Below are 22778 nucleotides of genomic sequence, written 5' to 3' on the forward strand. Positions count from 1 at the left end.
GTTATCGTGCCAGCACGTCGGCGGCGGACTCTCTGGCGACAAAGTGCCCCGGTCCCACCTGCTGTAACGGCGTACTAAGCCCCTCCTCTCCCCGCTTGAATATATTGCCCGGCAACTCGTCAGAGAGCAGCACACGCTGTGGATGACGATGCGCCGGGTCGGCAACCGGTACGGCAGCCATCAATTTACGGGTATAGGGGTGCTGCGGGTTTTCGAACACGGCGCGCCGCGGGCCAATCTCGACAATACGCCCGCGATACATCACCGCCACGCGGTGGCTGATGCGTTCAACCACCGCCATATCATGGGAAATAAACAGAAATGCGATGCCCATTTCACACTGCAAATCGAGCATCAGGTTGATAATTTGCGCGCGAATCGACACGTCCAGCGCCGAGACAGACTCGTCAGCGATAACCACCTTCGGATTGAGCGCCAGCGCGCGGGCAATACAGATGCGCTGCCGCTGGCCGCCGGAAAACTCATGCGGATAGCGCCATGCATGCTCCGGCTCCAGACCGACGCGCTCCAGCAGCCAGGCAACGCGCTCACGTGCGGCATCGCCTTCCAGCAGCCGGTGCACGCGCAGCGGCTCCATAATCGAATAACCGACCGTTTGCCGTGGGTCGAGGGAAGCGTAAGGATCCTGGAAAATAAACTGAATGTCGCGGCGCAGCGCCTGAAGCTTGCTACCCGCCAGCGTATCAATTCGCTGACCGTTAAACGTAATGCTCCCGCCCTGGGTTTCCACCAGCCGCAGCAGCGCACGACCGGTCGTTGACTTACCGCAGCCGGACTCGCCCACCAGGCTTAGGGTTTCGCCGGGCCATAAATCAAAGCTGACTTTTTCGACCGCGTGTACCTCGCGGGTAACCCGATTGAGAATACCGCTGCGCAGCGGAAAGCGCGCCACCAGATCGCGGACTTTAAGAATGGGTTCTCCAGCAACAACGGTATTCTGCCCCTCTTCCGGCGCGCTTTGGTTTAATAGCGGGAAGCGACGCGGCAGGTCGCTGCCGCGCATCGCGCCAAGGCGAGGTACAGCGGCCAGCAGCGCCTGGGTATACGGATGCTTCGGCGCGCGGAAAATCTCTTCAACGCTACCGGTTTCCACCGCTTCACCGCGATACATCACCAGTACGCGGTCGGCGATATCGGCCACCACGCCCATGTCGTGGGTAATAAAGATAACGCCCATCGCCATCTCTTTTTGCAGGACGGCGATCAGCTGTAAAATCTGCGCCTGGATAGTCACATCCAGCGCGGTAGTGGGTTCATCAGCAATCAGCACCGCCGGACGGCACGACAGCGCCATGGCAATCATCACCCGCTGGCGCATCCCACCGGAAAGCTGGTGCGGATAGCGCGAAAGCATGGTTTCCGCTTCCGGGATCCGCACCTGATCGAGCATCTTTTTGGCCTCACGCAGCGCCTCATCATGCTTTAACCCCTGATGCAATCGTATTGATTCAGCGATCTGCTCACCGATAGTGAACACCGGGTTCAGCGAGGTCATCGGCTCCTGAAAGATCATCGCCATATCCGCACCGCGCACGCTGCGCATATCGGATGCAGACTGTTCGCTAAGCTCAATCACCTGCCGGTTGCGGCGACGTAGCAGCAGCTGATCGCTGCGCACTTCGCTGGTCGCCGAATCAAGCAGACGCATCAGCGCCAGCGACGTTACCGATTTACCCGATCCAGACTCACCGACAATCGCCAGCGTCTCGCCGCGCCGTAGTGTGAACGAGAGGTGACGAACGGCAGAAAAAGCCTGCTGCTGCTGAGTAAACGAAACGTTCAGATCGCGTACCAGCAGAACATCATTAGCATCGATTTCCAGACTATGCGGCAACGCCCTTTCCTCTTATTCGCGATAAATTCCAATCGTGGGCGTATCGCCCGCGTAGCACCAGGCACGGTACATACCTTCGCTATTAAATGGCAATACTACGTTGCCTTCTCTGTCGACCGCAATCAAACCGCCGCAGCCGCCCAGCGCCGGGAGCTTCTCCATCACCACCCGCTCGCACGCGTCGTGCAAACTGAGATTGCTGTACTCCATCAGCGCCGAAATATCATAAGCTGCCAGGGTGTGCATAAACACCTCGCCGGTACCGGTACAGGAGACGGCAACGCTGGCGTTATTGGCATAACAGCCAGCTCCCGGCAGCGGGCTATCACCGACGCGTCCCGGCAGCTTATTGGTCATCCCGCCGGTGGAGGTTGCCGCCGCGAGATTACCCGCCAGATCCAGCGCCACCGCGCCGACGGTGCCCATTTTATGCCGCTCATCCAGCGGGGAGGCGTGGTGATCGAGCACAATATCGTCGCCCTGCTGCGCCTGACGCAGTTGTAGCAACCGTTCTGGCGTAGAAAACAGATCATTATCCACCCGTTCCATGCCGTGGGACGCGGCAAAGTTTTCCGCCCCTTCACCAATCAGCAGGACGTGCGGGCTTTGTTCCAGCACCAGACGCGCCGCCAGCACCGGATTACGTAAATGCTTAACTCCAGCCACCGCTCCCGCCTGTAAACTGTAACCATCCATAACGCAGGCATCGAGTTCATGAGTGGTATCGCGGGTAAACACGGAACCCATCCCGGCGTTAAATAACGGACACTCCTCCAGCAGCCGCACCGCTTCGGTCACCGTATCCAGCGCGCTGGCGCCTTCCGCCAGCATTTTTTGCCCGCTATCGACAATCGCCGACAGCGCCGCCACGTACTCCCGCTCGCGCTCCGGCGTCAACTGGGCGCGGGTAATCGCCCCGGCGCCGCCGTGAATTGCTATAACCGCCTTGCCCATTACGCCATTCCTTAACGATAAAGTGTATAAATATCATTATCGTGCTGACTGTCCTATACAATTTTTGAATATAGAAAGAGCAGGCGGTGATGTAAAGCTTGTACCCAGGTGGGATATAGCCTGCTTCTCTTTTCTGCCATAATAGGCGTTTTCGATGTTTGCCCGCAGGAGAAACCCATGGATTTTACCGCCGGACTGATGCCGCTCGACACAGCCCTGACCCAGATGCTCAATCGTATTACGCCGCTGAATGCGACGGAAACCGTACCGCTGTTGCAGGCCTTTTCGCGCGTGACCGCCCATGATCTGGTTTCACCGCTGAACGTTCCCGGTTTTGATAATTCGGCGATGGACGGCTATGCCGTACGTCTGGCAGAACTCACTGACGACGCGGTGCTACCGGTGGCAGGCAAGGCCTTCGCAGGCCAACCTTTCAACGACGTCTGGCCCGCAGGTACCTGTATCCGCATTATGACCGGCGCGCCGGTACCGGAAGGCTGCGATGCGGTGGTGATGCAGGAGCAAACCGAACAAACAGACGGCGGAGTGCGCTTTACCGCCCCTGTGAAAAAAGGGCAGAACATTCGTCGCCTTGGTGAAGATATCGCCCACGGGGCGGTCGTTTTCCCTGCGGGAACCCGACTGACCGTCGCCGAACTGCCGGTGCTAGCTTCCCTGGGGATTGCGGAAGTCGACGTGGTGCGTAAAGTGCGCGTTGCGGTGTTCTCCACCGGCGATGAGCTTCAGCTTCCAGGACAACCGCTTGCCGACGGGCAGATTTACGATACCAACCGCCTGGCGGTGCACCTGATGCTGCAAGAGCTGGGCTGTGAGGTGATTAACCTCGGTATTATTCCCGACGATCAGGCTAAACTGCGCGAAGTCTTTATTCAGGCTGACCAGCAGGCCGATGTGGTGATTAGCTCCGGCGGCGTCTCCGTCGGCGAAGCAGATTACACCAAAGAGATCCTCGGAGAGCTGGGGGAAATCGGCTTCTGGAAGCTGGCAATCAAGCCGGGCAAACCTTTCGCTTTCGGCAAGCTTAACCACAGCTGGTTCTGCGGCCTGCCGGGCAACCCGGTTTCCGCAACGCTGACCTTCTACCAGCTGGTTCAGCCGCTGCTGGCGAAGCTCTCCGGCAACGTCGGACAAGTTCAGCCGATGCGCCTGCGCGTACGTGCAGCATCACGCCTGAAAAAATCACCGGGACGCCTCGATTTTCAACGCGGCGTACTGCAACGCAACCCGGACGGCGAACTGGTCGTTAACAGCACCGGCCATCAGGGCTCACATATCTTTAGCTCATTTAGCCTCGGCAACTGCTTTATCGTGCTGGAGCGCGAGCGCGGCAACGTTGAAGCGGGAGAATGGGTGGAAGTTGAGCCCTTCAATCATCTGTTTGGGGGGTTGTAATGGGCGTGGAGCTGAGCGATGCGGAAATGCTGCGCTACAACCGGCAAATCATCCTGCGCGATTTCGATTTTGACGGTCAGGAGCAGCTAAAAGCCTCCCGCGTACTGGTGGTTGGCCTCGGTGGTCTCGGCTGCGCCGCCGCGCAGTATCTGGCGGCGGCTGGCGTCGGTCAGCTCACCCTGCTCGATTTCGACACCGTATCGCTCTCCAATCTTCAGCGCCAGACCCTGCACAGCGATGCCACCATCGGCCAGCCGAAAGTCGACTCCGCCCACGCTACGCTTGCGCGCATTAACCCTAACGTTCAGCTCACGCCGCTAAACGCGCTGTTGGACGAAGAGGCGCTCTGGGCGCAAATCGCCGCCCACGATCTGGTGCTCGACTGTACCGACAACGTCACTATTCGTAACCAGCTGAATACCGGGTGTTTCCGGCATAAAACCCCGCTGGTCTCCGGCGCGGCGATTCGTATGGAAGGGCAAATCAGTGTCTTTACGTATCAGGAAGACGAACCCTGCTACCGGTGCCTGAGCCGTCTGTTTGGCGAAAACGCCCTCACCTGCGTCGAAGCCGGAGTGATGGCGCCGCTGGTCGGCATCATCGGTTCGCTTCAGGCGATGGAAGCGATAAAGCTACTGGCCCACTACGGCAGCCCGGCGACGGGTAAAATCGTCATGTATGACGCCATGCGCTGCCAGTTTCGCGAAATGAAGCTGCTGCGTAATCCACAGTGTGAGGTGTGTGGCACGCTTTAACCCTTCTCCGGCGGGCCTTGCCGCCGGATTATTTGTGACCATCCACGAGTTTTTAGCACCTGCTTTTATTCCCCACTCTGCTTGTTGATTTATATCAATGCAACTTTCATTCGAAAGTAATTTAATCTTCATATGCAAATAAGAGGGTGAATCATGATCTTCAACATTCAGCGTTACTCCACCCATGACGGCCCAGGGATCCGCACCGTCGTATTCCTCAAAGGTTGTTCATTGGGCTGCCGCTGGTGTCAGAACCCGGAAAGCCGCGCCCGCACGGCGGATCTGCTGTATGACGCGCGCTTGTGTCTTGACGGCTGCGACCTCTGCCAGCAGGCGGCGCCGGACGTTATTACCCGCAAACTGGATGGCCTGATTATCCATCGTGAAAAGCTCACCGATGCACATATCAGCAAGCTGCGCGACTGCTGTCCGACTACGGCGTTGACGGTCTGCGGCGAAGAGAAAAACGTCGAAGAGATTATGGCGAAGGTATTGCGCGATAAACCGTTTTACGATCGCAGCGGCGGCGGCGTCACGCTCTCCGGCGGCGAGCCGTTTATGAACCCAGAGCTGGCCCGTCAGCTGTTTGAAGCCAGCCACAACGCAGGGATTCATACCGCTGTCGAAACCTGTCTGCACGTACCATGGAAATACGTCGAGCCTTCTCTACCCTTTATCGACCTGTTCCTCGCCGACCTTAAGCACGTCAATGAAGCCATTTTCCAGCAATGGACGGACGGCAGCGCCCGTCGGGTGCTCGATAATCTGCAACGCGTGGCGCAGGCCGGGAAAAAAATCATTATTCGCGTGCCGCTGATTCAGGGCTTTAACGCCAATGAAAACGATATTACCGCCATAACCGATTTTGCGGCTGACCGCTTAAAGGTCGGCGAGATCCACTTCCTGCCGTATCACACGTTAGGAATGAATAAATACCAATTACTCAGTCAGCCCTATACCGCTCCGGACAAACCACTTGCTGCCCCCGAGCTGCTCGCCTTTGCGCAGCACTACGCTCAGAGCAAAGGTTTAACGGCGACTCTACGAGGATAACCTTATGACAACGTTGAAACTGGATACCCTGAGCCCGCGCATTCAGGCACATAAAATGGCGCTGGTGCATATCGTCAAGCCGCCGGTGTGTACCGAGCGCGCTCAGCACTATACCGCCGCCTATCAGCAACATCTGGATAAACCGATTCCAGTACGCCGCGCGCTGGCGCTGGCCCATCACCTTGCAGAACGCACTATCTGGATCAAACATGACGAACTGATTGTCGGTAACCAGGCAAGTGAAGTTCGCGCCGCGCCAATCTTTCCGGAGTATACGGTTAGCTGGATTGAAAAAGAGATCGACGACCTGGCCGATCGCCCCGGCGCAGGCTTTGCGGTCAGCGAAGAGAACAAACGCATACTGCATGAAGTGTGTCCGTGGTGGCGTGGCCAGACCGTACAAGATCGCTGCTACGGCATGTTCACCGATGAGCAAAAAGCGCTGCTCGCAACCGGGATTATTAAAGCCGAAGGTAATATGACCTCCGGCGATGCTCACCTGGCGGTCAACTACCCGCTGCTGCTGGAAAAAGGCCTTGACGGCATGCGCGCTAAAGTCGCTGAGCGTCGTTCGCGCATTAATCTTACGGTGCTGGAAGACCTGCACGGCGAGCAGTTCCTGAAAGCCATTGATATCGTACTGGAAGCGGTCAGCGAACACAGCAAGCGCTTCGCTGAGCTGGCGCGCAGCATGGCGGCGACAGAGGCCCGTGAATCCCGTCGCGACGAGCTGCTGGCGATTGCCGAGAACTGCGACATTATCGCCCACGAACCGCCGAAGACCTTCTGGCAGGCGCTGCAGCTGTGCTATTTCATTCAGCTGATTCTGCAGGTCGAATCCAACGGTCACTCGGTCTCTTTTGGCCGCATGGACCAATATCTCTACCCGTACTACCGCCGCGATGTCGAACTTGAGCAGTCTCTGGACCGCGAGCACGCCATTGAGTTGCTGCACTGCTGCTGGCTGAAGCTGCTGGAAGTGAACAAAATTCGCTCCGGCTCGCACTCTAAAGCCTCCGCCGGTAGCCCGCTGTATCAGAATGTCACCATCGGCGGTCAAAATCTGGTAGACGGCGTAGCACAAGATGCAGTGAACCCGCTCTCCTACGCGATTCTAGAATCCTGCGGTCGCCTGCGCTCGACGCAGCCAAACCTCAGCGTCCGTTACCACGCGGGCATGAGTAACGACTTCCTCGACGCCTGCGTGCAGGTGATCCGCTGCGGCTTCGGGATGCCGGCGTTCAACAACGACGAAATCGTTATTCCGGAATTTATCAAGCTCGGCATTGAGCCGCAGGACGCCTACGATTATGCCGCTATCGGCTGCATCGAAACCGCGGTCGGCGGCAAGTGGGGCTATCGCTGCACCGGGATGAGCTTTATCAACTTCGCCCGGGTGATGTTAGCAACCCTGGAAGGCGGCCGCGACGCCACCAGCGGTCAGGTTTTCCTGCCGCAAACGCACGCGCTATCGAAAGGTAACTTTGATAACTTCGACCAGGTGCTGGCCGACTGGGATACCCAGATCCGCTACTACACGCGCAAATCTATCGAGATTGAGTATGTGGTCGACACCATGCTGGAAGAGAACGTGCACGATATTCTCTGCTCGGCGCTGGTCGATGACTGTATCGAGCGCGCGAAGAGTATCAAGCAGGGCGGCGCTAAATATGACTGGGTTTCCGGTCTGCAGGTCGGTATCGCTAACCTCGGCAACAGCCTGGTAGCGGTGAAGAAACTGGTGTTCGATCAGGGCGTCATTGGACAGCAAGAGCTGGCAAAAGCGCTGGCTGAAGACTTTGAAGGCCTGACCCACGAGCAGTTGCGCCAGCGCTTAATCAACGGCGCGCCGAAATACGGCAACGACGAAGATAGCGTTGATATCCTGCTGGCCCGCGCTTACCAGACCTATATCGATGAGCTGAAGCAGTATCACAACCCGCGCTACGGTCGCGGCCCGATTGGCGGCAACTACTACGCCGGGACCTCCTCCATCTCCGCTAACGTCCCATTTGGTGCGCAGACCATGGCGACGCCGGATGGCCGCAAAGCGCATTCACCGCTGGCGGAAGGAGCAAGCCCGGCTTCCGGTACCGACCATCTGGGGCCAACCGCGGTTATCAGTTCAGTGGGTAAACTGCCCACCGGCTCGATTCTTGGCGGCGTACTGTTGAACCAGAAGCTGAACCCGGCAACGCTTGAGAACGAGTCCGATAAGCAGAAACTGATGGTGCTACTGCGTACCTTCTTTGAGGTACACAAAGGCTGGCATATTCAGTACAACATCGTGTCGCGCGAGACGCTGCTGGAAGCAAAGAAACACCCTGACCAGTACCGCGATTTAGTCGTCCGCGTCGCCGGGTACTCGGCGTTCTTTACCGCCCTGTCGCCGGATGCCCAGGACGATATTATCGCCCGTACCGAGCATACGCTGTAAGTTAAATCCCCCGGAGGCGGCGCGTTGCGCCTGTCCGGGCTACCCGACGGCACAAGCCCCGTAGCCCGGACAGCCGGTAGCCCGGGTAAGGCGTTTACGCCGCAACCCGGGGTTTTATGCTGCACAGCAGTGAACACAAACTTTCATTCGAAATAAATTTGTGCTCCCCATCACATTGTAATTAGAATGTTGCTGGTCGAAGTTAAGCCAGGAGCATTTGTTATGATTGTTAAAGTTATCGTCACCGATATGGACGGAACTTTTCTCAATGACGCCAAGCAGTATGACCGCTCGCGTTTTCTCGCGCAGTTCGCGCAACTCCAACAGCAGGGTATCGAATTCGTTGTCGCCAGCGGCAACCAGTATTACCAGCTGATCTCCTTTTTCCCGGAAATCCGCGAGCAGATCTCCTTTGTTGCCGAAAACGGCGCGCTGGTTTATGAACACGGCCAACAACTGTTCCACGGCGAACTTACCCGCCATGAATCCCAGGTAGTGATTGGTGAATTGCTCAAAGACTCGCAGCTCAACTTCGTCGCCTGCGGCCTTGAAAGCGCTTACGTCAGCGATCGCGCGCCCGACGCCTTTGTCGCGCTGATGTCAAAGCACTACCATCGCCTGCAGCGCATCAGCAACTACCACGATATTGACGATAAGCTGTTTAAGTTTTCGCTTAACCTGCCGGATAGCGAAATCCCGCTGCTTATCGACAAACTGCACGTCTCGCTGGACGGCATCATGAAGCCGGTTACCAGCGGCTTTGGCTTCGTCGATTTGATTATCCCTGGCCTGCATAAAGCCAACGGCATTAGCCGCCTGCTTAAGCGCTGGAACATCTCCCCACAGGCCTGCGTGGCCATTGGCGACAGCGCGAACGATACGGAGATGTTAAAGCTGGTGAAATACTCCTTCGCCATGGATAACGCCGCTGAGAGCATTAAAGCGATATCGCGTTTCGCCACCGATGACAACAATCATGACGGTGCGCTAAATGTTATTCAGGCCGTCCTCGACCACGCTTCCCCTTTCAACGAATGATCTCTCGCCGGGGCATTTCTGCCCCGGTTTTCCGTTTTGTGCACCTCCGCATAATTTTAAACTTGCATTAACTTAATTTTAACTTAAATTAACGTTTGTAAGATTTATTACTTTCGAATGAAAGATGAGAGGTCATCATGGCTGTTACCCATACCTGTGAAACACTACCCACCGACCATAAAGCGGCAATCCGCCAGATTAAGCAGGAGCTGCGCGCGCAGATTGGCGACGTGCAGGCAGTGTTCGATCGGCTGACGGCGCGTATCACGGCCCATCTGGAAGAGATAGACGCCCTTAAAGCCAACAGCCAGGATGTCTGGCCGGTGATTCCGTTCAGCGATATCGCGCAGGGCCAGGTAACGGACGCCCAGCGCGAGGCTATTAAGCGCCGCGGCTGCGCGGTCATCAAAGGTCATTTCACCCGTGAACGGGCGCTGGCATGGGATAACTCAATGCTGGAGTATCTCGACCTCAACCATTTCGATGATGTCTATAAAGGCCCCGGCGACACCTTCTTCGGTTCTCTGGATGCTTCGCGCCCGGAAATTTATCCGATTTACTGGTCACTGGCGCAAATGCAGGCTCGCCAGAGCGATGAAATGGCAGCCGTACAGTCATTCCTTAACCGCCTGTGGACCTTTAACCGCGACGGAAAACAGTGGTTTGACCCGGATGTCAGCGTGATTTATCCGGACCGCATTCGCCGCCGCCCGCCGGGAACCACCTCCAAAGGACTTGGCGCACATACCGACTCCGGCGCGCTGGAGCGCTGGCTGCTGCCGGCCTATCAAAAAGTCTTTGCCGACGTTTTTAACGGCAATATCGATGCTTACGATCCGTGGGATGCGGCGCATCGTACTGAGGTGGAAGAGTATACCGTCGATAACACCACCAAATGCTCAGTGTTCCGTACCTTCCAGGGCTGGACCGCGCTCTCCGATATGATCCCCGATCAGGGCCTGCTGCACGTGGTGCCAATTCCTGAAGCGATGGCCTATGTGCTGTTGCGCCCTCTGCTCGACGATGTACCGGATGATGAACTGTGCGGCGTCGCACCGGGCAAGGTGCTGCCTATTTCGGAAAAATGGCACCCGCTGCTGATTAAAGCCTTAAGCTCTATTCCAGCGCTAAATGCAGGCGATTCGGTGTGGTGGCACTGCGACGTGATCCACTCGGTCGCACCAGTGGAAAATCAGCAGGGCTGGGGCAACGTGATGTATATCCCCGCGGCGCCGATGTGTGAGAAAAATCTCGCCTATGCGCATAAGGTCAAAGTGGCGCTGGAGAGAGGAGCGTCGCCGGGAGATTTCCCGCGTGAAGATTATGAAGCCAGCTGGAAAGACCGCTTTACCCTGGATGATTTAAATATTCACGGCAAGCGGGCTCTGGGAATGGCATAACGAGGTGGCATTTCAACCAAACTCTCCCCCGGTGGCGCTGCGCTTACCGGGGCTACGGGTTCACCGCTGTCCGCGAGTCGGTAGCCCGGATCAGGCGCATTAGCGCCGCAATCCGGGAAAGACAACGGGAAAATTATTCGACGCCTTTGCTGCGCAAGTAATCTTCGTAGTTACCAGTGAAGTCCACCACGCGCTGCGGCGTAATCTCAATCACGCGGGTCGCCAGCGAGCTCACAAACTCACGGTCGTGGGAAACAAAAATCAGAGTGCCCTGATACATCTCCAGCGCCATGTTCAGCGATTCAATCGATTCCATATCCAGGTGGTTGGTCGGTTCGTCCATCACCAGAATATTCGGTTTCTGCATCATCAGCTTACCGAACAGCATACGGCCTTTTTCACCACCGGAGAGTACTTTCGCCGGCTTCTTGATATCGTCCTGGCTGAACAGCAGGCGACCAAGAATACTGCGCACCGCCTGCTCGTCGTCGCTTTCCTGCTTCCACTGGCTCATCCAGTCAAATACCGTCAGATCATTTTCGAATTCATATTCATGATCCTGCGCGTAGTAGCCAATCTGCGCGTTTTCGGACCATTTCACGGTACCGTTATCCGGCGTCAGATCGCCAACCAGGGTTTTCAGCATGGTGGATTTACCCACGCCGTTGGCGCCCAGAATGGCAATCTTCTCGCCCACTTCCAGCAGCAGATTGAAATTTTTGAACAGCGGGCCGTTATCAAAGCCTTTTGCCAGCGCTTCGACTTCCAGCGCGTTACGGAACAATTTCTTATCCTGCTCAAAACGGATGAACGGGTTCTGGCGGCTGGAGGCTTTCACTTCATCGAGCTTGATTTTATCAATCTGACGGGCGCGGGAGGTCGCCTGACGAGATTTAGAGGCGTTGGCGCTAAAGCGGCTAACGAAGGATTGCAGGTCGGCAATCTGCGCTTTTTTCTTGGCGTTATCCGCCAGCAGACGTTCGCGCGCCTGGGTCGCGGCGGTCATATATTCATCATAGTTACCTGGATAAACGCGCAGTTCACCGTAATCCAGATCCGCCATATGGGTACAAACCATGTTCAGGAAGTGACGGTCGTGCGAAATGATGATCATGGTGCTGTCGCGATCGTTCAGCGTCTGCTCCAGCCAGCGAATGGTATCGATGTCCAGGTTGTTCGTCGGTTCATCGAGCAGCAGGATATCCGGGTTAGAGAACAGCGCCTGCGCCAACAGCACACGCAGCTTCCAGCCGGGAGCCACTTCGCTCATCGGGCCGTAATGCTGTTCTACCGGAATACCGACGCCGAGCAGCAGTTCACCGGCGCGCGCTTCGGCGGAATAGCCGTCCATCTCACCGTACTGCACTTCAAGATCAGCGACTTTGTAACCATCTTCTTCGCTCATCTCGGCCAGAGAATAGATGCGATCGCGCTCCTGTTTCACTTCCCACAGCTCGCCGTGGCCCATAATAACCGTATCCAGCACGCTGAACTCTTCAAACGCAAACTGATCCTGACGCAACTTACCGATACGCTCGTTCGGATCGAGGGAAACGTTACCCAGAGTCGGCTCCAGATCGCCGCCAAGGATCTTCATAAAGGTGGATTTGCCGCTACCGTTGGCACCAATAAGGCCGTAACGGTTGCCGCCGCCAAATTTGACGGAAATGTTTTCGAACAGCGGCTTACTGCCGAACTGCATGGTGACGTTGCTGGATACTAGCACGGGGTTATCCTGAAAATAGAGAATGAGAAGTGTGATGAACCAGACATTATGCCAGCAAATGCTTCACTTTTCACGGGCCGTTATAAAATCATCAATGTCGCTTGTGTTAGGGTCATTGTCATATTGCGCGGTTACACTACTTAACGCGTAATTTTTCTACTTAAATTCGGAAGGAACCTATGACAATACTCTCCCGCCATCCGGCTTTCTTATCGCTGCAGGGCGGCATCAACTTTCGCGACCTGGGCGGCCAGCGAACCGCCGACGGCCGCCGCGTCCGTTCGGGGAAATTATTCCGCTCCGGCTCTTTGCACATGATGACGACCGATGACTTAACCCATCTGGACGCTATCCCGCTTAGCCGGGTGATTGATTATCGCGACCCGGGGGAAGTCACTCGCAGCCCCGACAAGCTCAATGAGTTAGCTCACTACCTCAACGCCCCCGCCAACCCGCACGTTCGCGACGTTAACGCGAAAGTGACCGAACTTAACGCCGCGACGCTAAATGCCCTTAACGGTGAACAGTTTATGCTGGAGCTCTATCGCCAGCTGCCGTTCAATAACGCCGCTTATCGCCAGCTGGCCGGATGGCTAATGGAGCCTTTCGACGGCGCGCTGCTGCAGCACTGCGCGGTGGGTAAAGACCGTACCGGCGTTGGCTGCGCGCTGACACTATTTGCCCTCGGCTGCGATCGCCAGACAGTGATGGAAGAGTACCTGCTCACCCAGGGCATGCTGACCCAGATCGAGAATTTCATGCTTGAATCGCTCGGCGATGAGCTGACCGCTCGCGGGCGGCAGAATCTGGCAGAAATGATGACGGTTCATGAGTCATATCTTGCCGCGGCGCTTTCCGGAATCGATGAACGCTATGCCAGCGTTGATGCCTGGCTTGAGCAAGAGTATCAGCTTACGCCACAGGCGCGGGAAGCGCTGCAGTCGCGGCTTCTGGAGGGGTGATCCCTCCCGTCTTCAGGCCGCAAGCCCGGCGCCGACGGGCTACAATTACAGTAACAGGAAAAAAATGTGATTTCGTACACATCTCATTTACCTGTTTGCCGGAAAGCACATATAATGCGCTCCCATCGACTTCCTGTTTAAACTGACAAAGGCCTGTGCGGCATTAATATCGCCCACGACATAAAGATTATGAAATTATCAACACTCTTCGCGGCAGCCTTCGCCATCGTGGGCTTTTGCAACACAGCTTCTGCTGTAACCTATCCCCTGCCTACCGACGGCAGCCGTCTGATTGGTCAGAACCAGGTCATTACTATCCCGGAAGGCAACAAGCAGCCGCTGGAATACTTTGCCGCCGAATATCAGATGGGTTTATCCAACATGCTGGAAGCCAACCCCGGCGTGGACACCTTCCTGCCGAAAGGCGGCACGGTGCTGAATATCCCGCAGCAGCTGATCCTGCCTGACACCGTGCATGAAGGTATCGTCATTAACAGCGCGGAAATGCGCCTGTATTACTACCCGAAAGGCACCAACACCGTTGTCGTGTTACCGATCGGCATCGGCCAGTTAGGTAAAGATACCCCGATCAACTGGGTCACCAAGGTTGAGCGCAAAAAAGCGGGCCCGACCTGGACCCCAACCGCCAAAATGCATGCTGAATACCGCGCTGCCGGCGAACCGCTGCCAGCCGTTGTTCCGGCCGGTCCTGACAACCCGATGGGCCTGTACGCACTGTATATCGGCCGCCTGTACGCTATTCACGGGACTAACGCCAACTTCGGTATCGGCCTGCGCGTCAGCCACGGCTGCGTACGTCTGCGTAACGACGATATCAAATTCCTGTTTGAAAACGTGCCGGTCGGCACCCGCGTTGAGTTTATCGATGAGCCGGTAAAAGCCACCACCGAACCTGACGGCAGCCGCTTTATTGAGGTTCACAATCCGCTGTCTACCACTGAAGAACAGTTCCAGGGCGGTGAAATCGTGCCGATTACCCTGACCAAATCAGTGCAGGCGATTACCGGCCAGACTGACGTAGACCAGAGCGTAGTCGATCAGGCGATTCAGAATCGTTCTGGTATGCCGGTGCGTCTGAACTAAACGCGCATAATGCAGAGAGTGGCGGGCCCGAAGCCCGCCATTTTTTTATCCATTATTCACCAGAATAATACCGCCGTGATCGTAACGATAGTGGCAATGGGCATATTCCAGCGGCGTCCCGTCCTCCAGATAGATAACCTGCTCCACCTCCAGCACCGGGTCGCTCGCCTCACAGTTAAGGTGTTCTCTATCCAGCTCCTGCGGTTTGAGCGCCCGCACCACGCGATACGATCCCATCATTTTTAGCCCCAGCGTCTCCTGTACGTAGCGAAACACCGAGCTTTCGAGATGCGTTTTGTTAAGGCCGGGCACCAGCGCAACGGGCATCACGGTGAGATCCAGCGACACCGGCTCATCGTTCAACAACCGCAGCCGAACGAAATCATAGACCGGGGCATCCGCATCGATCAGCAGCGAACTCTGCTCTTTTTCCGTCGGAAAACGTAGCTCAAAGCGAATCACCCGGCTGGTCACGTCCCCTAAATGTTCCCAGGTCTTAGTAGCGCCAAAGTAGTCACTACCCGGCAGCTCCCATTGTGAAAGCTGGAGAAAGTTTTTGCGTACAAAGGTTCCCTGCCCCTTGCGGGTGTAGATAAGGCCTTCGACGATAAGCTGGCGCATCGCCTGCTGGATGGTCATCCTGCTGGTGCTGAATTCCGCCGCTAACGCGAACTGGTCGGGTAATGGCGCGCTGGCCGGATACTGCTGGCTGATGATGCGCTTTTTAATTTCCCGCGCGATATTCAGATATTTGGCCGTCATTGCCCGATCCTTTTGCTTTGCTGATGGTGGCTGGCGGGCAGAATACACTATCTGCCCGCCTGACGCGCCGTTACATCTCTTCGCCGTTGCTGTGAATAGCCCGCTTCAGCCAGGCATAGCTTTTCTTCGGCACGCGTTTGAGGTCTTTCAGATCGTGGTTTTCACGATTCACGTAAACAACCCCGTAGCGTTTACGCATATCGCCCTGTGAGCTGAGGATATCGATCAACCCCCAGCCCAGGTAACCAATCACCTGCGCGCCGTCCTCAACGATCGCCTCTTTCATGGCATTGATATGGTCACGGTGATAGGCGATGCGGTAATCATCAGCCACCTGGTTTTCGCCATCCCAGGACTCAATCACCCCGATGCCGTTTTCAATCGGGAACACGGGCAGCCGCCAGTCGTTGTAATAGCGGGTAATGATGGTGCGAAAGCCTAGCGAGTCAATCTGCCAGTTCCACTCAGTGGCCTGCAGGTATTCGTTCTTTTTATCACCAAACTGCATGTAATAGTTCACCGGCGTGCCCGGCGGAATCGCATCGCTGTCGAGGGCCTTACTGGCGTAGTAGCTAAAGGCCAGATAGTCGATTTTTACTTTCGCCATTAGCGCCAGATCATCTTCGCGATAGATATCAGTAAAGCCTTCGTGGGCGACAACGTGCATCACTTCCGGGCTATAGCCCTCCCCGGCATAGGCGCGCAGCAGGTTCTGATTTAAGAACTCATCGAGCTGCTGCGCGCAAAGGATATCGCGCGGTTTGCAGGTGGCCGGATAGACCAGCGCATGGGCCAGCATACCGCCCATCAGGCACTGCGGTTTGGCCTGGTGCAGATATTGCGTCAGATGAACGTGGGCCATCATGACGTGATGCTGGATCTGATACAGCTCGCGCAGGGTTTTCTCTCCGCGCATATAGCCTGAAATCAGAAACGCGTCCGGCATATGATAGAGATTCTGTTCATTAAAGGTCAGCCACCACTTCACCTTATCGCCGAAGCAGTCGATCATCTTCTGCCCGTAGCGGATAAAAGCCTCCATTACGCGGCGGTCGGTGAAACCGTTGTAGCGTTCAGCCAGCGACAGCGGCATATCGAAGTGATACAGGCAGATCATCGGCTCAATACCGCGGGCAATCAGCTCATCGATAAACTGGTGGTAAAAGGCGATGCCTTCTTCATTGAATTCACCATCGCCTTGCGGGCAGACGCGGCTCCAGGCGATCTGGAAGCGGTAGCAGTTCATCCCCAGATCCTGCATCAGGTCGAAATCTTCCCGATAACGATGGTAAGAGTCGGTGGCGACTTTCCAGTCGGAAGCAAATTCCGCAGGCTGGCGGATATCGTAGACCGACATCCCCTTCCCGCCCTCATTCCATGCACCTTCGGTTTGCATACTGGAAACCGAGTTGCCCCATAAAAAATCTGCCGGTAGTGTTCTGTTCATTGCCGCCTCATGACTAGTCATATTTATTTCATGACTAGTCATATAAACAAAATTTCGTCATCAGGCAAATTTAAGGATCGTTTTTGTGAACGCAGCGCATAAAAAAGCCGGATCGTGATACTCGCGATCCGGCCTGTATGACTGCTGTATTACATGAGCACGGTTATCAGCCCGTAGCCCACCAGCGCCGCCCACAGCAGCATGGGGATAGAGTAAAGGTGAAAACGCCACCAGATACGGCGATCGCCCGCCATTCGTAGCGCAATCAGGTTTGCCAGAGAACCCGGCAGCAGACCAAAGCCGCCGACGTTAACCGCCCAGGCCAACAGTATTGAAGGAGGAACGTAGTTAAGCAGCAAGATAGTCGCCGGGACGTTACTGATAAACTGCGACAGGCCAATCGTCGTCAGCCACAATCCTCCCGGAGAGAGCTGGCCGACGCCGTTGAGTGCGTGCTGTAGAACGGGTAGCTGGGTCAGCAGGTGAACGTCAATAAACATCGCCATAAAAACCAGCAACAGCGTCCAGTCAACGTTGATAATTACCGCTCGCGCCAGCAGCAGGAAACCGACCGCAATCAGCGCCAGCCCCCACAATTCCTGTTTTAACTCTAACGCCGTCAAAAAGACCAGGTAAAACGCCAGGCAGCTCCAGACCAGCTTCGGCCGCCACGAAGGCGACCTGTCACGACTCTGATAGTTGAGATGCTTTGCCGGAAAACAGAACCAGCACAACGCCAACAGGGTGATCATCATCGCCGCCGCCAGAGGCAACATCTGGCCGATAAAAGCCGGGAATGAAAGACTGGATCGCCCCCATAGCAGGATATTTTGCGGGTTACCAATAGGGGTTAATAACGATCCGGCGTTCACCGCCAGCGCCTCGAAAATGATTAACCGGCTCGTCGGAATAGCGCACCATTTTTTCAGCGTCAGCGTGAGCGGTACGACGATAAACAGCGCCACGTCGTTAGTTAAGAAGGTCGATAGCAGCGCGGCAGCCAGCACCATAAAAATGGCCAGCTGGCGCTCGGTCACAAAGCGGCGCGCCATTTTGCGGCCTATCACGTCAAAATAGCCGCTAAGTTCAATGCCTTTGGTCAGTAGCATCAGCCCGCTCAGGGTGATAATCGTGTGCCAGTCAATGGCATGAAGCCAGCTTCCGGGGGCAAACGGTACAAAGAAGCTTAAAACAATGCCAACAATCAGCAGCAGATGTAAAAAGCGGTCGCGGGTCAGCGACTGAACAAAGACGAGGTTCATTCTCCCTGCGGCCCCTGCTTGAGGGTAAATTGTTTAAACATGGCCAGCGTCTCTTCGCTGACGTGGTGCTCCATCCCTTCGGCATCGCGACGAGCAATCTCCGGGCTGACGCCAATCACCAGTAAAAAGTTTTCGACGATCTGGTGGCGTTCGCGGGTTTCATGCGCCAGCTTCTCGCCTTCCGGAGTTAAAAAGATCCCCCGCCATGGGATCTGCTCGATCAGCCCAACGCTGGCCAGTCGTTTTAACATTTTCGCAACTGTTGGCTGCGATACGCCGAGACGCGCGGCCATATCCACCTGACGGGCTTCGCCTACCTCGAGGATCAGATCGGAAATCAGCTCCACGTAGTCATCAATCAACTCCCGACGATGCGCCTCGCGCACCTGACGGAATCCCTCAACGTGTTCTTCGACATTCACTAGCTGCGTCACTTTTTTTGTTATTGGCTTACCTGCGCGACGGTTCATTGTGCTTCCTCATTCCTGTGACGCATCAAGCATCATATAAAAGGATCCCCATTGTAATGGATCGCGCACAGAGAACAAAAAATTAACGTTTTAGCCATAGCTATAAGATATAGCCTGTGCTATATCTGTATGTAATACACACATCCTTCAAGGAGCGAAGGACGAAATTACAGGAGGTCTGTTATGAACGAATTCAAGAGGTGCTTAAACGTGTTTACCCATTCTCCTTTTAAAGTCCGGTTAATGCTTATTGGTATGCTGTGCGATCTGATCAACGGCAAACCTCAGCAGGACAAACCTAACAACTAATGCGGCGTCGCGGTACGCCGCTTCATTTTTCTGTCACAATTGCCCTTCAAACTGGCTGATTACTCAGCACTTCAGCGACTTTTTTCAAGTTTTGTAAGCGTCCTCCCAAAACAATCCGTTATGGATAGTTGACCTTAACATTTGCAAGCCCTATCTTTTGTCAGCCCTGCCACTACTGCGGCTCGCAGAGACCCTCTTCACGCACTGTCCAGCAGGTTTTACCCCTTGATGCCAGGGGACGCACATGGCTCTTTTTTGATTGTTTACTATGAATGTCACGCTGAAAGAAACGCTGGTCGCCCGCGGACTGGTACTGAACCCATGGACAGGATTCTACTTTTTACAATCGCTGTTTATTAATCTGGCGCTGGGCTACGATTTTAGCCTGCTCTATACCGTGGCTTTTACTTGCGTACTGCATCTGCTTTGGCGAAGCTTTCCGCGCGTGCAAAAGGTGGTCATTGGCGCATATTCGCTGCTGGCAGCGATGTACTACCCGTTTGGCCAGGCCTATGGCGCACCGAATTTCAACACGCTGCTGGCGCTGCATGCCACCAATATCGAAGAGTCCACCGAGATCCTGACGATCTTCCCGTGGTACAACTATCTGCTGGCGGTGTTTATCTTTGTGCTTGGGGTAATTGCCGTGCGCCGTAAACCGGAAGCGTCGGCGCGCTGGGGAAAACTGGATACCCTGGGGCTACTGTTCTGCATCGGTATTTTCTTCCTGCAGCCGGTGCAAAATCTCGCCTGGGGCGGCGTCTTTAAGGTTATCGATACCGGCTACCCGGCCGTGCGCTTCGTTAAAGATGTGGTGGTCAATAATAATGAAGTGCTGGATGAGCAGGCACGAATGACTCAACTGGCGAACATGAAAGACAGCTGGCACGTGCTGGCAGTGAAGCCAAAGTATCATCTGTACGTCGTGGTTATCGGGGAGAGCGCGCGTCGCGATGCGCTCGGTGCCTTCGGCGGCCACTGGGACAACACGCCATTCGCCAGTTCGGTAAAAGGCTATCTGTTCAATGACTACATCGCTGCCAGCGGCTCTACGCAGAAGTCACTGGGCCTGACTCTCAATCGCGTCGTCGATAATAAGCCGCAGTTTCAGGATAACTTCGTCACCCTCGCCAACCGCGCCGGTTTTCAGACATGGTGGTTTTCGAATCAGGGACAAATTGGCGAATACGATACGGCGATTGCCAGTATCGCCAAACGCGCGGATGAAGTGCAGTTCCTCAAGAACGGCGATTTCGAAGCCAATAAAAACACCCAGGATGAGCAGTTATTAAAGCTGACCGCGCAGGTGCTCGCCACCCGCCGTTCCCAGCCGCAGTTGATTGTTCTGCATCTGATGGGCTCCCATCCGCAGGCATGCGACCGAACCAAAGGGAAATACACCGTTTTTGTTCAGTCGAAAGAGACGTCCTGCTATCTCTACACCATGACGCAAACCGATACGCTGCTAAGCAATCTTTATAGTCAGCTACAAAACTCCGGCGAGACCTTCTCCATGACCTACTTTTCCGATCATGGTCTGGCGTTTAAAGAGCGCGGAAAAGAGGTGCAGTATCTGGCGCATGACGATAAGTATCAGCAGAACTTCCAGGTACCGTTTATGGTGCTGTCCAGTGATGATAAAGCGCATAAGGTCATTAAAGCGCGGCGTTCCGCTAATGACTTCCTCAGTTTCTTCTCACAGTGGACCGGGATCAGCGCTCAGGAGATTACTCCGCGCTATCGTTTTATCTCCGAGCAGAAAGCCGGGACGACGTATATCACCAACTTCCAGTTAAAAAAAGTGGACTATACCCATCTTGGCACCGATGCGTTCACGGTTAACTAAAGAAAATTAAAGGCAAAAAAAATCCGCCCCTTGAGGCGGATTTTTTACATCACCGAAGTGATTAGAAGCGGTAACCTACGCCAGCAATCCAGGTGCCAACGTCAACGTTACGAATGCGAGACTGCTCGTAGGAGAAGTCCAGAGCAACGTTTTCGATCGGGTTGAACTGCAGGCCAGCACCGTAAGAGAAACCGTAGTCGCTCATATCAGATTTGTTCGGGTAGCTGTTGTCCTGGAATTTACCGTAACCAACACCCACTACACCGTAGATGCTTGCCCAGTCATTCAGACGGTATGCCGGACCAGCGGTGATACCGTAGTACTGGCCTTTTTTGTAAACGCCATCTTCGGTACGATCTTTAGCGGTATAGGTGAAAGAACCGATAACGCCCAGCGGGTTATTGTCTTGCTCGTAGCGGTACTTCAGGTTGAAGCCACCTGCTTTGTTCGCTTCACCCTGCATATCGCTCTGAGCGTAACCACCGGTAACGGTAGATGTTGCAGCGAAAGCAGTGGTACCTACGGATGCAGCCAGAACAACGGCCAGTGCTGAAAAACGTGCAATTTTATTCATAACCACCTCAAATGTGTTTCTAATAAGTCCTAAGCCTTAAATATATCAAAAACTTTTGGGAAACTCTTTTCACTTTACAGTGTCTAACGAACTTTTTCATGTAACTAAAGGTTTCTACGTTTCTATAACAAACTGGAAAACAAACCCTTTTTACAAATATAGTCCTATTAAGGCTCATAAAGCGCCAGACATGCATCCAGATAATTCCTAATCATCTGGTGAATTTATCTTCGCATCCCATCCTATTGTACTGCTTTCTAGGCTCTTTTTTTCAACATTAGCTCAACCGCCGCGGGGTAATTCAATTACACTGGAACCTTTACCGCATTTGACAAATTCTGACAGGAGAAAGGATGCCCGGCTCGTCTCGTAAAGTACCGGCGTGGTTGCCGATACTGGTTATTTTAATCGCCATGGTTTCCATCCAGAGTGGCGCCTCGCTGGCCAAATCATTGTTCCCACTCGTCGGCGCACCGGGCGTCACTGCCCTGCGCCTGGCTCTCGGAACCCTAATCCTGGTGGTTGTCTTTAAACCCTGGCGTCTACGTTTTTCCCCTGAACAACGCCTGCCGCTGCTGTTATACGGCCTGTCGCTAGGCGCGATGAACTACCTGTTCTATTTATCGATTCAACGAATTCCGCTGGGGATAGCGGTTGCGCTGGAGTTCACCGGACCGCTGGCGGTAGCGCTCTTTGGCTCCCGCCGTCCCCTCGACTTTGTCTGGGTGGCCCTGGCGGTGCTCGGGCTGTGGTTTCTGCTGCCGCTGGGGCAAAGCGTTTCGCAGATCGATCCCATTGGCGCGCTGCTGGCGCTCGGCGCCGGGGCATGCTGGGCGGTCTACATTCTGACCGGCCAGCGTGCAGGAGAAGAACATGGTCCGGCAACGGTCGCCATGGGGTCGTTCATTGCCGCGATCGTTTTCGTGCCAATGGGGATGATTCAGGCCAGCGATACGCTGTTTCAGTGGGGGCTATTATTACCCGGACTCGGGATCGCCATTTTATCGACCGCGCTGCCCTACTCTCTGGAGATGGTTGCTCTGACCCGTATGCCCAGCAAGACGTTCGGTACCCTGATGAGTATGGAGCCTGCCCTCGCCGCGCTTTCCGGAATGGTATTTCTCGGTGAAACGCTAACTGCGACCCAGACGCTGGCGCTCGGCGCGATCATCCTTGCTTCAATGGGCTCCACCTTAACGATGCGCAGGGAAAGTAAAATAAAGGAAGTGGACCTCAGCTAACCGCCAGGTTCTGCGGTGGTAGCTATTCCGCAGAACCTTAAACCACCGAATCTTATGATTTTACAATAGATAAAGTTAACCAACAGACCCTCGCTATCAGACCGATAGAGACTACCGCCACTGCAAAACTCATATCCGTTGCTATACTTAATTCCGCAAGTTATTGGGAC

19 protein-coding genes are annotated in these 22778 nt (G+C 55.0%); 11 read left to right on the forward strand and 8 right to left on the reverse strand.

Going from position 1 to position 22778, the window contains the following annotated elements; genetic code table 11:
• Window position 1: 1 nt before the first annotated feature.
• Together gsiA and iaaA are read right to left on the reverse strand one after the other, a co-directional pair.
• On the reverse strand, window positions 2–1855 hold the full coding sequence (gene gsiA / locus FN082_RS01370) for a glutathione ABC transporter ATP-binding protein GsiA (protein WP_142981026.1): 1854 nt from the start codon (window positions 1853–1855) through the stop codon (window positions 2–4).
• Window positions 1856–1867: 12 nt separating this feature from the next.
• A complete protein-coding gene (gene iaaA / locus FN082_RS01375; protein WP_142981027.1) occupies window positions 1868–2809 on the reverse strand; it encodes a beta-aspartyl-peptidase in 942 nt (313 codons plus the stop codon).
• Between the two features lie 177 nt (window positions 2810–2986).
• Between iaaA and moeA the strand changes: the two genes are divergently transcribed.
• From moeA to FN082_RS01405, 6 genes are all read left to right on the forward strand, one after another.
• Window positions 2987–4222: a molybdopterin molybdotransferase MoeA gene (moeA, locus tag FN082_RS01380; protein WP_142981028.1), complete on the forward strand. Its 1236-nt coding sequence runs from the start codon at window positions 2987–2989 to the stop codon at window positions 4220–4222.
• On the forward strand, window positions 4222–4977 hold the full coding sequence (gene moeB / locus FN082_RS01385; RefSeq protein WP_139538838.1) for a molybdopterin-synthase adenylyltransferase MoeB: 756 nt from the start codon (window positions 4222–4224) through the stop codon (window positions 4975–4977). The genes moeA and moeB overlap by 1 nt, the downstream gene beginning before the upstream one ends.
• 153 nt (window positions 4978–5130) lie before the next feature.
• Entirely contained in the window at window positions 5131–6030 is a 900-nt protein-coding gene (locus tag FN082_RS01390) for a glycyl-radical enzyme activating protein (protein ID WP_142981029.1), read from the forward strand.
• 4 nt (window positions 6031–6034) lie between these two features.
• Entirely contained in the window at window positions 6035–8467 is a 2433-nt protein-coding gene (locus FN082_RS01395; RefSeq protein ID WP_142981030.1) for a formate C-acetyltransferase/glycerol dehydratase family glycyl radical enzyme, read from the forward strand.
• A gap of 222 nt (window positions 8468–8689) precedes the next feature.
• Window positions 8690–9505 (forward strand): Cof-type HAD-IIB family hydrolase, encoded by an 816-nt coding sequence (locus FN082_RS01400; RefSeq protein ID WP_139538835.1) that lies wholly within the window; start codon window positions 8690–8692, stop codon window positions 9503–9505.
• Between the two features lie 137 nt (window positions 9506–9642).
• Complete coding sequence (locus FN082_RS01405) at window positions 9643–10905, forward strand: DUF1479 domain-containing protein (RefSeq protein ID WP_142981031.1); 1263 nt, start codon at window positions 9643–9645, stop codon at window positions 10903–10905.
• A 133-nt stretch (window positions 10906–11038) separates the two neighbouring features.
• On the opposite strand, the gene FN082_RS01410 is transcribed toward FN082_RS01405, so the two are convergent.
• On the reverse strand, window positions 11039–12631 hold the full coding sequence (locus FN082_RS01410; RefSeq protein WP_139538833.1) for an ABC-F family ATPase: 1593 nt from the start codon (window positions 12629–12631) through the stop codon (window positions 11039–11041).
• Window positions 12632–12810: 179 nt separating this feature from the next.
• Between FN082_RS01410 and FN082_RS01415 the strand changes: the two genes are divergently transcribed.
• Both FN082_RS01415 and ldtB read left to right on the forward strand, forming a co-directional pair.
• Window positions 12811–13593 (forward strand): tyrosine-protein phosphatase, encoded by a 783-nt coding sequence (locus FN082_RS01415; protein WP_139538832.1) that lies wholly within the window; start codon window positions 12811–12813, stop codon window positions 13591–13593.
• 189 nt (window positions 13594–13782) lie between these two features.
• On the forward strand, window positions 13783–14697 hold the full coding sequence (gene ldtB, locus FN082_RS01420; RefSeq protein ID WP_139538831.1) for a L,D-transpeptidase: 915 nt from the start codon (window positions 13783–13785) through the stop codon (window positions 14695–14697).
• Window positions 14698–14742: 45 nt separating this feature from the next.
• On the opposite strand, the gene FN082_RS01425 is transcribed toward ldtB, so the two are convergent.
• The 4 genes from FN082_RS01425 to mntR form a co-directional block, all read right to left on the reverse strand.
• Window positions 14743–15459 carry a GntR family transcriptional regulator gene (locus tag FN082_RS01425; protein WP_142464822.1) on the reverse strand — a complete coding sequence of 239 codons (717 nt, stop codon included), beginning with the start codon at window positions 15457–15459 and terminating at the stop codon, window positions 14743–14745.
• A gap of 70 nt (window positions 15460–15529) precedes the next feature.
• Window positions 15530–16906: a glycoside hydrolase family 1 protein gene (locus FN082_RS01430; RefSeq protein WP_142981032.1), complete on the reverse strand. Its 1377-nt coding sequence runs from the start codon at window positions 16904–16906 to the stop codon at window positions 15530–15532.
• 149 nt (window positions 16907–17055) lie between these two features.
• Entirely contained in the window at window positions 17056–18168 is a 1113-nt protein-coding gene (locus tag FN082_RS01435) for an anion transporter (RefSeq protein ID WP_139538828.1), read from the reverse strand.
• On the reverse strand, window positions 18165–18638 hold the full coding sequence (mntR, locus tag FN082_RS01440; RefSeq protein WP_139538827.1) for a manganese-binding transcriptional regulator MntR: 474 nt from the start codon (window positions 18636–18638) through the stop codon (window positions 18165–18167). The genes FN082_RS01435 and mntR overlap by 4 nt, the downstream gene beginning before the upstream one ends.
• 183 nt (window positions 18639–18821) lie before the next feature.
• Here mntR and mntS point away from each other — a divergent pair, with 183 nt between their 5' ends.
• A complete protein-coding gene (gene mntS / locus FN082_RS01445; protein ID WP_139538826.1) occupies window positions 18822–18947 on the forward strand; it encodes a manganase accumulation protein MntS in 126 nt (41 codons plus the stop codon).
• Between the two features lie 268 nt (window positions 18948–19215).
• The gene (locus tag FN082_RS01450) at window positions 19216–20793 is read left to right on the forward strand and encodes a phosphoethanolamine transferase (protein WP_142981159.1); all 1578 of its coding nucleotides are present in this window, start codon (window positions 19216–19218) and stop codon (window positions 20791–20793) included.
• Between the two features lie 61 nt (window positions 20794–20854).
• Here FN082_RS01450 and ompX read toward each other — a convergent pair whose 3' ends face one another.
• Window positions 20855–21367 carry an outer membrane protein OmpX gene (gene ompX, locus FN082_RS01455; RefSeq protein ID WP_110275359.1) on the reverse strand — a complete coding sequence of 171 codons (513 nt, stop codon included), beginning with the start codon at window positions 21365–21367 and terminating at the stop codon, window positions 20855–20857.
• 353 nt (window positions 21368–21720) lie between these two features.
• Between ompX and rhtA the strand changes: the two genes are divergently transcribed.
• Complete coding sequence (rhtA, locus tag FN082_RS01460) at window positions 21721–22608, forward strand: threonine/homoserine exporter RhtA (RefSeq protein WP_142461877.1); 888 nt, start codon at window positions 21721–21723, stop codon at window positions 22606–22608.
• The last annotated feature ends 170 nt before the right edge of the window (window positions 22609–22778 follow it).

This window comes from Klebsiella spallanzanii (assembly GCF_902158555.1).
Classification (GTDB): Bacteria; Pseudomonadota; Gammaproteobacteria; order Enterobacterales; family Enterobacteriaceae; genus Klebsiella; species Klebsiella spallanzanii.